Source organism: Szabonella alba (assembly GCF_016765775.1).
GTDB lineage: Bacteria > Pseudomonadota > Alphaproteobacteria > Rhodobacterales > Rhodobacteraceae > Szabonella > Szabonella alba.
Genome location: NZ_JAESVN010000016.1, coordinates 22,878 through 33,374, shown reverse-complemented (window position 1 = coordinate 33,374; position 10,497 = coordinate 22,878). Strand labels below are relative to the sequence as shown.

The window sequence follows — 10,497 nt, the reverse complement described above, 5'->3', positions numbered from 1 at the left end:
ACTGGCTATGGACTTACAACAATGAGCGCCCCAACATGGGCATCGGCGGCATCACACCCGCCCAGAAACTGAAGATGGCTGCCTGAAGTCTACTTCTGGGCCCCGTTAAAACGGGGAGGATTACCCCCTGATCGACGCGGATCGTCTTGGGATAGCCCGCCGTTCGGCACACCCGGTCGAGGGTCGCCACGACATCCTCGCCGCGGTAGCTGTAGCGAACGTCGAGCACCGGGACGTATCGTGAGAAGGTGTCGACCACGGTCAGAACCCGCAGCTTCTTGCCCGTCGCCAACTGGTCGTGGACGAAGTCCATCGCCCAGACATCATTCGGCCCGACGGCGACAGCACGGTCATCGCGCAGTTTGGCTTTCACCCGCCGCTTGGGCGTCTTGTGCCTCAGCTGCATGCCCAACTCCCTGTAAATGCGATAGACTTTCTTGACGTTGATGCCCCAGCCTTCACGGTCGAGCAGGACGTGAACGCGCCGGTACATCACCGTAGTTTGCTCGGCTCCTCAACTAGCCGATTATGGAAGGACTTGGCCGATCTTTGAGGACATGTCCCGACCGCACGTGCATGGCGGCACCTAAAATCTGTGCAGTGGCCCGCAACAAGGCGCAGGGCAGGTCCTCCGCAGCGACGTACACAACGCCGCTTCGATGGAATTGCCGCGGCCGCCACGATGTGCTGCCGTCCGTCAGCTTTTCGCCCAACGCGAATGCACCAAGAACAGTGCCGAGTAGATGACTGGCGCGCGTTTGAACGGCATCGCCGGCATCTCGATCGGCGATAGGCCCAGGGGCGCGCCTCCGCCGCGCCCGGACCCTAGAGAAGTGAGGCCGAAGCCTCACCCAAAGGGATCGTGCTCTCCCACGATCACGACCTCGTCTCCGTCGATTTCATCTGCGGGGACGGCACCGAAGGTTCCATCCCCTGCCTGGAAGACGACAATCGAGACCATGAGCGTAGCGGCGAGGGAGGCGGCGAAGGCGTGAGCATCTTTACGGGACATCTTTTTGGCTCCTGTCTGGGAGGCGGGGGACCATCCCCCGCGCGACAGGACCCCGCAAGCCCGAAGACTGGCTGACATCACCGGGTACGATCGGCTCGTCCGAATCCACCCGGCGGCACGGGCTTGCCCGTAGTCCGACCCCGCGCGGGTTGATCTCGAAGACGGGATTTGGGGCAAGGAAGGGAATGGCGAGCGGCGGATGGTGCCCCAACGTCAGGAGCCGGTTGTCACACTGATGCTTCCAACGCCGCCATCCTCGCTGTCAGGCTCTTGGTTGAAGACCTCCGTCTTGGGGGATGGATCCTTTGGCGTCCCGCGACAGCGCGGGACGAGGTTGTGGTCGGTGAGGGGCCCGCCCGTTTGCAGGCCCCTCACGCCTTGTCAGGGCTCAGGCGGCCAAGTCCGCGCCCCCTGCCCTTTCGCAGTCCTCAACGCCGACAATCGCGAGACGGGCGTTGCGATAGCCCTCCCGTGCGATCCAGAGATCAGCCGCGGTGACGGACTCCGCCAGATGCAGCAATTCGGTATTCTCGCCGAAGTCCAGCAGCACGCGGACCTGCCCGGGCTTAGGTTCCTCCGCCACCTCGAAGACCAACCGGCTGTCCGCCGAATGGCTCCGCATGATGGTCACGAGAATGACCCCGTCCGAGGAGAAGTTACCCTCATGCAACGTGAAGGAGGCCGGAGCGGTCCAGGTCGGATAGACCCGGGGCGGTTCCTTCTTCACGAGACGGCCAACGCCGTTTGATCGCTCCCACGCCGCGAGCTTCTTCGTGAACCGTGTCGGTGGTTTGGGACTGCCGTCGGTGTAGCGGATCAGCGCCCCGAGGGGAGCTGTGTCGATGATTGTTGTTGTAGACATGATTCCTCATCACGAATGCGAGTGTTTGCAATCATCATATTGATATTGCTGTATTTTATGAGAAATAGGGGCGGGTTTCACCACCCCCGGATGGCTCAGATCACTCCGCAGCCAGCATCGACGCACCGCTCTCCGGCAGATCGGCCGTCAGGAAGGCGGGGAGAGCGATGTCTTCGGGATCGCCCGCATCTTCCCCCTGCCCTTCTTCGAGCTCCTTGCCATCGATTGCTGCCAGATCGGCGCGGCGCAGGACCTCAGGCAACCACCCGCTGCCCTTGAGGAGCCGCTCGGCTTCGGCGGCCATCTCGCCCTTCTTCAGATGGTCGAGGAGCTGCGCGGTCCCCTCCCCCTTCGCCTCGCGCACGGCCTCGAGGATCCGAGCCTTGGGCACACGGTTGAGGTAGCCATCGACAGTCGGCTCCCAGCCCGCCTCGACCATGTCGAGATCGACGGCACGCGCCACCAGATCGGCATGGGCCATCCGGCGCGCCAGACCGTTGGCGGAGATGCCCGCACCATAGGGGTTCACCTTCTCATGGAGCGCGTTGATGCCGAAGCTGAGGCAATGCGCCAGCAGAGCCAGACGGCTGCTCTGGTCGATGACCGTCAGATAATCCCAGAGCGCGCCATCGTCGCCGAGGGGCAGATCAGATTCCCAGGCTGCATGACGCTCATCGACAAGCTTCGCCACGACACTGTCCTTCAGATCGGGTGCCTGCGCCGACATGTAGACGTGACGCACCGAGGCTTCGAGACAGCTGCCCGAGGCATTGGATGTGCGGAAGGTGTCCGTCACAAGCCTCAGGAGCAGCAGTGTCAGCGCAACGTCGGGCGAGCGCCCGATGGCCTCCCGCAGTGCTAGGGTCCGGTGGGCAGTCAGTTCCATGACCAGCCGTTCGGGCAGAGGCTTCAGCGCGCCGTCGTCCTCATCCTCAGAAAGCTCCGTGCCGATCGGCTGACCACCCGAGGTGATGACTGTGCCGCCAGCGGAAGTCGCGGACGGGTTCCAGCGCAAACCACCGACATCACCGCCCTGCCCCATGGCGTCAGCGCCATCACCATCCTGGACCGCGGTCTCTTCGCGTGGCTCGTCCTCGGGCCGGACATAGCCGCGATAGACCGCGAGACTGCCGTCCCGATCCAGCGTGACGAAGACGCCCGCGCGCGGGATCTCGGCATCATCGTAGATCAGAGGCCGTTGTTCGAGCGCTTCCATTGCCATCTCGAGCTGACCGAGCCGAGCGTCGATCTCCTCGGGGTATTCGTCCTGGCCGGAATATTCTTCCTCCAGCGCGCGATACTCGGCGAGGAGCGAAGCGTGGGCGGCGCTTTCCCCGTCGGTCATCGGCGCGGAATCACCGGCAAGACGCCGCAGACCGTGGCTGTAACCATAGGACAGGTCGGTCGCGACCTCGATCCACTTCCAGCCCTCGGAGGCCAGCGCTTCGGCTTCCGCCTGAAGCTTCTCGGTGACCAGCCGGTCCAGAAGGGCAGGGTCCTCGAACCAGCCACCGTCATCACCCTGGAAGAGATCACGCAGCACGACACCGCCCGCCGCCTCATAGCCATCGATGCCCACGAAGACCGCGCGACGATCCGAGGCCCGGACCGAGGTCTCCGTCAGCATGCGCCGGATGGCATAGGGTTCCTTGTTCCAGGAGTTCTTCACTGCATCCCAGACCTGCACCTGACGCCCGTGGTCGGGGTTCACCGTGAACGCCATCAATTGCTCGAGAGTCATGCCATCTTCGGCATAGACCTCGAGGAGGGCAGGGGCCACGGAGGCAAGTTTCAGGCGCTGCTTCACGATCTGCGGCGTGACGAAGAAGGCCGCCGCAATCGCTTCCTCGCCCTGACCCTTTTCGCGCAGGGCCTGGAATGCGCGGAACTGGTCGAGCGGGTGCAGGGCGACGCGCTGCATGTTCTCCGCCAGCGAGTCGTCCTCGGCGAGGATCTTCGACGCAGCATCCCGCACGATGCAAGGGATCGGCGCCGACTTCGCTAGCCGCTTCCGCTTCACCAAGAGCGACAGCGCCTGGAAGCGACGACCACCGGCCGGGATCTCGAACATGCCGGTCTCGACACCATCGGCATCGATAACAGGCCGGACGTTCAAGCCCTGCAGGAGCCCGCGCCGCGCGATGTCTTCGGCCAGTTCCTCGACCGAGACGCCAGCCTTGATGCGCCGGACGTTCGACTGGCTCAGCACGAGCTTGTCGAAGGGGATGTCCCGTGAGGGGGACAGGGTGACTTTCTGGGCAACTTTCGCCATCAGATCTTCTCCACGACGGGCGCCGGAAGCCACTCTCCCGATCTCACCTCCCGTCACCCCTCAAACCCCCAACCTTTCCCTCTCTTCGGCGTTCTTGACCGCGGTCAAGAAATCCAAGCTGCATGTTCTATCAGCCCAGGATCGTTTCAAAGTATGCCTCGGGCTGCCTGATCGTTTCTCCTTTCCCCAACAGGTAATCTAAGATCACTAGAAGCCGTCCAGCGCCGGTTTTCTGGAGGCCACGCATCAGCTTTTCTTGGCGTATTCTAAGCAATCGCCCGATATCAAAGAGAACGCGGTTGAGGGCTTCTCCTGTTCGAGGTGGGTCTGGAAAGAAGTCAGAGACATGTGTGAAGTCTGTCCATGACATTTTTGTAGGGTCTCGGTTCATGGAAGGCCCCGAAATTTTTTGGTCAGCGCTGGTCTGCTTTGCCTGCGCGTCTTTCTTAATAAGTTCTTTTTTTATAGACTCTATCTGCCGGTCATTTTGCCCGTTCCTGGCGGACATTTCGCGCGTGCATTCATGGGTGAGGGCTTGGTCGCGTGATTGGATTTCGTCCACGGGCGCGCTTGAATTCTCGCACTCTCCGTAGCTCTGCGCGGCGTTGGCTCCGAGTTCTCGGAGATCACCGATGATCTGCAAGACTGCATCAACCGTGAGGGTTGCTCGTCGAAGGATGTTCCTGATCGCTCCGAGTGAGGACAACCGCGCTTCGTCGAGGCGCTGGTCCTGAAGGAGGGATGCGCGCAGTGCTAGTGCTTCTGCCCTGAGGGAGCGAAGGCGTTCACGCTTCTCCGCAACCTTCAACGCTTCGGCCGCCAGTGCGTCGTGGTTCTGTATCAGTGGGTTCAGGTCGATCCCAAACGCGTCCCGGATGATGCCGCCATACCGCAGGGGGAAGCGTTTGCCGTTTGCCGAGTTCTTCCGATCGATGAGGCCGGCTGCGTCAAGATGGCCCAAGCAGCGACGTAGGGTTCTCTCATCGACGCCGTTTGCGCGCTCAGACAAGGAAGCATTGGAGGGGAACACAATGGTAAGTTTGGGTGGGGTCTCACCACTTGTGGTTTGTCGATCACGGGGAAGAAAGCTGATCAGGGCCGTCAAGACTGTGATGTCGTTGCTCGTCAGGCCAAGTTCTTTCCGCAGGGCGCGTACCGGTCCCAGAAGTTCGTAGATAGTAGGGCAGGCAATAGCTCGCGCTTCCGCCATGGCGGTTCGTGTTTGGGTTACATGTCTCATGGTGTTTCGGAAGAAAAAGCTTCCCCGGTCACCGCGAGCGGTGTTGAACTCGATTCGTTTTGGGGGTATCAATCAGGTGTCGAGACTGATTGAGGCCCTTCGGAAGCACCGCTTTCGGGGGGTCTTTCCTTTTCTGGCCGGTCCTCCTTTCGTTTTCTGCTCGTTGCTCTTGATGTCTTGACCGCGGTCAAGACACGGGGTCGTCACTCTGGGCCATCTTGACCGCGGTCAAGAAGCTCGCTGATCAGCTTTCGGATGGCGTCTTCAACGCGCGGGGCAAGGTCAGCGTCCACATCGATGGTGATGCGGTTGCCTTTGCGGCCGATCTTCACGCGCTCACCTTGCTCAACCTTGGGTGCAGTTGCCTTGGTGGCCGTGAGCAGCGTGACCGCTGCGTCAAGTCGGTCTGGGCCTGGCAAGTTGCGGGGGATTTCACGGGCAACTTCTCTGGCTCTCGCGACGTCCTTCTCGCACAGCCTGAAAAGCTTCTCCCAGACTCGCCGACCAACGCCATGTGCAGGTCCGATGGCATGGATCAGCTCCATCGGAATGCCGGTGGCGATACGGTTCATCCGCGAGACGAGCGACTCGTCGATCTGAAGTGCCCGATAGGCGATGGTCTGGGCGTTCTTGCGTGTCTCGTCAGTTTTACCAAGTTCCCGAATGATCCCAGCGACGAACAGGGCCCTCTCGATAAACGAGGGGTCTTGGCGGGCATTGTTCTCCACGCCCTGGGCGATCAGTGCTTCCTCTTCGGTCATCTCCATGACCGTGGCGCGCACTTTCTGACCAAGTTCACGACAGGCGAGAAGCCTGCGGCGCCCATAGACGATCTCATGTGCCCCGTCTTGGATTCGGCGGACAAGAACCGGAACCTTTTGCCCGTGCTCACGGATCGACGCGACCAGCTCCTCGAGGCCATCACTCGGATCGATACGATCCATGACCGCTGACATCCGCACGGTGCTCGGGTCGATCAGCCGCGTGGCGTGCTTGTCTTCTTCCAGCACCGATGCTTGCGCACGAGCGACAGTTGGGCTCGTGCGCTTCAGATCGAGATCTGCTTCCTCATCCGACGTTGACGCTTTACCCATCGCGTTCTTGAGTGAGTCCCCGAAGACCTTACGCGCCATGGCTACGCCCCCATGCCTTGAGGATTTCGCGCTCAACTTCGTCGGTTACGCGTGAAACGGACTCGATCGCACGCTCGTATGTTCTGCGGTTCACGTCGCGAGGTTCGACCTCAAAGATGCTCTGCTGGGTGTTTGCGGCATCACCTACCGCCGTCGACTTCAGGAACTCGGCAGGGAGGACCGCATCGCCAAGGACCGTCCGAAGCAGAGAAGAGATCTGGACCTGTGGACCGTCAGTGTTCTCGTACCGGGTGATCAGCACCCGAACGAAGTTCAGGCCGTGCTCGGGAGCATGCGCCTCGACGACGCCCATCAGGTTGCTCGCCATGCCGAGAAAGCTTGCCAGAGACATCACATCAAGCATGGACGCATTGAGCGGGATCAGGACCCCAGTGGAAGCAAAGAGGGCGGAGATCACCGAGAAGTTCAGCTGCGGCGGGGTGTCGAAGATCACCACATCATATCGGCTCAGGACAGGCTCAAGCGCTTCACGGATCCGACTGTGGAAGGTGGTGGCGCCGTGTCTGAAGCTCAAAGCGACCTCGAACTCGTACTCCATGATGTCCATGGAGGCCGGGATCAGATCCACTGTCGGGAAGTTCGTTTTGCGAATGATATCTGAGGCGGGCAGGGGCCCCTCGGATCGGATCAGATCGTAGGAGGTCGGCATGTCCGGATCGAGCTCAGGGGTAACCCCGAACAGGTTTGTCAGACTTGCCTGGCTGTCGAGGTCGATAAGCAGGACCCGATAGCCGCGAAGGCCCAGAAGCTGACCAACATGAGCAACAGTCGACGTTTTTGCGCTGCCGCCCTTCAGGTTGAAGATCGTCACGACCTGGCACGGTTCGCCGGCTCTTCTGTGAGGGTGTTCATCGGGCTTGATCCTACCCGTCTCAAGAAGGACGCGTTGGGCTTCGACCATGTCCTCGGCAGTGAAGCTGCGGCGGTTGCCACCCTCGAGGGTGCCTTCCGGAAAGCCTTCGAGATTTGACACATGATGGCGGAAGGTGTTCTGGTTGATCCGAAGCAGATCGGCGGCTTCCCGCATCGCGAAGCGACGGAGACCCTTCTTGGCATCCGGTGGGAACGTCTCCTGCGCATGTTCACGCAACCGGCTACCGAGCCGCTTGGACATGACATCGAATCTTTGAGATGCTCGTATCCCGCTCATCACTGCCCTCAAGTCTTTATTGTTTTGTAGACCTTAACAGTTTTGGTGCGTAAATCCAGCCCAATCCGTTGAGTGGCCTAGAGGTGTTGAGGCGGCAGATTCCTGGCGAGAAAAAACCGTGAAGTATCAGCGTCTTGGGCTACCTTGTTCGCAGCGCACTTCAACAGTTCGTAGCCTGCGATGTCATGGCCACAACATGTATTGTCGACGCCTACGTAACGCAGATCTTCAGAATCGTGCGACCGATTCCCACTACTTCACGCAAGCAGCCCCAGTCTCTCAGCCCGCTCCAGCAGCATCTTCACCGACGAAGGCTGCCAGCTTGTCCGCCCGCGAGGCGTGCGCTCGCGCATCGCTTCCAGCCGGGTGCAAATCGCCTGAAGCGTGATGTCGGGGTCCGCGCCCTTGATGGCGGCGACGATGGCGGGCAGGCGGTCGTCGGTTTCGCGGCGGCCGGCGCGGTCCAGTACCGTGGGCGGCAGGAAGCCGTCGCGGACGTAGGCGTTGACCGCGCGCAGCAGGCGGCTCTGCGTCCATTGACGCTCGTGGGGCAGGGGACCGTTGAGGATGCGCACCACATCTTCCCAGGCTAAGTTAGGCCGCAGGCGGCGGACATGGGGCACCCAGTCCTGCGCCGTCTCGTTCAGCCGGTCCATATAGCCGTCCTGCCGCGCCAGCCGCACTTTGCGCAGCGCCGCCGGATCCCGCGCGCGCAGGCCCGGATTGCCGCCAACCCTGCCTTTGGTTCGTGCGCTGGCCAACCCGGCCTTGGTGCGTTCGCGGATCAGGGCGCGCTCGAACTCAGCGGCGGCGCCCAGGACCTGGAGGGTGAACTTGCCCTGCGGGGAGGACGTGTCGATCGGGTCCATGATCGAGCGGAAGAAGGCGCCTTTCGCCTCCAGCCGCTCGATCACTTCCAGCAAATGCGAAAGCGACCGCGCCAGACGGTCGATGCGCACCACCACCAGCGTGTCGCCCTTCCCGATCCGCTCGAGCACGCGGGCCAGCACGGGCCGTGCGCGATTGCCGCCCGAGGCCTGCTCCTCGTGGATCTCGACGCAGCCCGCGGATTTCAGGGCCTGCGACTGGGGCAGGGGGGTCTGATCCTCGGTTGAGACGCGCGCATAACCGATCAGGGGCATCAAAACAGGCCGTTTGCAGTTTCATACACCACCAATAAACGACCGTTTTTAAATGACTTTCTTCAACAATTGGCAGAACCTAAGAGTCAGTGTTCTTGTTTGGGCAGCCAGACGGCCGGCTCAGGCCGTAGTTTCCTTCGCGTGACTTCAAACTTGGCCATGAATTCTTCGGCAGGGATGCTGGGTCGCGGATCGTCGACCGCACTCAAAACCCGGCGCTTAAGCAGTTCCTGTCGCAGATCCGAATGTTGCTCCAGCTCCCGAGCTTCATCGAGAAGAACGAAGACAGCTTCGGATGGGTCGATGAACATGCCTTGCTCAATCCGGTCAAGGAGCCAAAGAGCGAGTTTGGGGGGCAAGTACGCCTGAAATCGCAAGCCGCCCTCTGTTGCGGCGTCGCGAACAACCTTAGCTTGCTGGTTCGCCCACTCGCTTAATTCCGTCGGTGGCCAAGTTTCGTCCGGCACATCTGACACCATGGCGCTCCTTACTTCTGTGGAGTGTTCATATGGATTTGCCGGCCGGGATCAGATGTAGAGCGGCCTTGCCACTTTTCACCGCATCCACGGAAAGACGGCGATCAAAGGTTGCCAGTTCACCACCACGCACCTTTGCCAGAGCCAGCAGATAAGTATCCGTGACCTGTGCAGAGGTCAGGATTCGGCTTGCGTCAACAGCTTCAGACCCTACAAGGCTGAAATCCTCGGCCCAGAAGCAATGACCGGGCAAGGCGCGCAGTTGCTCTACGATCCCGGCAACAACGGCTGGAGATCCGGGTGAGTTTGGATACTTCGGGTTGCCGAGAATACGCACAACGCCATTTTCTGTGATCGGACAGGTGGCCCAGGATGTTTGACCTGCTCTGGCGAACCAGACATGCGCATCATCGTGGGCGACATGGCTTGGATCGATCAGGGCAATCAGGACGTTTACGTCGAGAAGGTAGGTCACGGTGCCTCATCCCGAAGGGCGTTCACAAGGTCCATGGTAACAGGGGGGGAGTCGGGGCGTGATGCCAGCAGCGGAATGCCATTGCGTTCGGCCCGTGAGGCAGGTCGTTGCAAGGAGCGCCGCGCAAGCTCGGAAACCACCTCACCCAAGCTGCGCCCTTGTTGGCCTGCGATTGCTTTGGCGGCAAGCAGGACATCGTCATCGAGGGAAAGGGTTGTTCGCATGTGGGCACCTCCGCGCATCAATCATCACGCATCATATGGGGTGTTGGCCGGGTTCATCAAGAGCTGAGCTTCGGAACATAAAATTGGAAAGTCTAGAGCTCTGCCGTCTTGGTCAGTTTAACCTGGAACCTGTCCCTACGGCGCTGATAGCGCCGGATCATCTCGGCTGAGGCGTGGCTAAGTAGCTTCTGGACATAGCGCTCGTCCACCTCTGCACTGCTGGCAAGGCCTGCGCGCAAGGAACGGCGGGAACAACGCCAACCGCCGCGCCTTTGTGAGCTCGGTGAGCAGGCCGGCCTCTTCGACGATCTACTTGATCAGTCGCCCAATGTGCTTGTCGGAGAGCCGCTCTCCGATAGCTTTCGGCATGTTGCGACTGACAGAGACGAAGAGCGGGGCAAAGGGAAGATCCCCCGTATCCGGCCCCAGCGCGCGAAATGGGCCCACTCCTTGGCATACGCCTTGAGGATGTTCTCAGATGCTGCGTGAC

General features: G+C 61.0%; 10 protein-coding genes and 2 pseudogenes. All 12 read right to left on the bottom strand.

The genetic code is table 11. The features are described 5' to 3' along the window. Positions 1-124: 124 nt before the first annotated feature. Positions 125-490, bottom strand: a pseudogene (locus JL811_RS18890) (DDE-type integrase/transposase/recombinase); the annotation flags it as partial. Between the two features lie 357 nt (positions 491-847). Then, the gene (locus JL811_RS18885; protein ID WP_018065899.1) at positions 848-1,012 is read right to left on the bottom strand and encodes a hypothetical protein; all 165 of its coding nucleotides are present in this window, start codon (positions 1,010-1,012) and stop codon (positions 848-850) included. Positions 1,013-1,400: 388 nt separating this feature from the next. After that, complete coding sequence (locus tag JL811_RS18880) at positions 1,401-1,874, bottom strand: hypothetical protein (protein WP_202690267.1); 474 nt, start codon at positions 1,872-1,874, stop codon at positions 1,401-1,403. A 100-nt stretch (positions 1,875-1,974) separates the two neighbouring features. Continuing rightward, entirely contained in the window at positions 1,975-4,146 is a 2,172-nt protein-coding gene (locus JL811_RS18875) for a ParB/RepB/Spo0J family partition protein (RefSeq protein ID WP_202690266.1), read from the bottom strand. Positions 4,147-4,276: 130 nt separating this feature from the next. Further along, complete coding sequence (locus JL811_RS18870; protein ID WP_273542511.1) at positions 4,277-5,386, bottom strand: helix-turn-helix domain-containing protein; 1,110 nt, start codon at positions 5,384-5,386, stop codon at positions 4,277-4,279. Between the two features lie 203 nt (positions 5,387-5,589). Continuing rightward, complete coding sequence (locus JL811_RS18865; protein ID WP_202690264.1) at positions 5,590-6,519, bottom strand: ParB/RepB/Spo0J family partition protein; 930 nt, start codon at positions 6,517-6,519, stop codon at positions 5,590-5,592. Continuing rightward, positions 6,509-7,654: a plasmid partitioning protein RepA gene (gene repA / locus JL811_RS18860; RefSeq protein ID WP_202690263.1), complete on the bottom strand. Its 1,146-nt coding sequence runs from the start codon at positions 7,652-7,654 to the stop codon at positions 6,509-6,511. Before repA ends, JL811_RS18865 begins: the two co-directional genes overlap by 11 nt. A gap of 293 nt (positions 7,655-7,947) precedes the next feature. Next, positions 7,948-8,832: a recombinase family protein gene (locus JL811_RS18855; protein ID WP_202690262.1), complete on the bottom strand. Its 885-nt coding sequence runs from the start codon at positions 8,830-8,832 to the stop codon at positions 7,948-7,950. Positions 8,833-8,918: 86 nt separating this feature from the next. Continuing rightward, positions 8,919-9,311 carry a hypothetical protein gene (locus JL811_RS18850; RefSeq protein WP_202690261.1) on the bottom strand — a complete coding sequence of 131 codons (393 nt, stop codon included), beginning with the start codon at positions 9,309-9,311 and terminating at the stop codon, positions 8,919-8,921. 25 nt (positions 9,312-9,336) lie between these two features. Next, a complete protein-coding gene (locus tag JL811_RS18845; RefSeq protein WP_202690260.1) occupies positions 9,337-9,783 on the bottom strand; it encodes a TA system VapC family ribonuclease toxin in 447 nt (148 codons plus the stop codon). Continuing rightward, positions 9,780-10,007, bottom strand: a complete 228-nt coding sequence (locus JL811_RS18840; RefSeq protein WP_202690259.1) for a hypothetical protein — start codon at positions 10,005-10,007, stop codon at positions 9,780-9,782. Before JL811_RS18840 ends, JL811_RS18845 begins: the two co-directional genes overlap by 4 nt. Positions 10,008-10,099: 92 nt before the next feature. Beyond that, a pseudogene (locus JL811_RS20065) lies at positions 10,100-10,415 on the bottom strand (site-specific integrase); the annotation flags it as partial. Between the last annotated feature and the right edge of the window lie 82 nt (positions 10,416-10,497).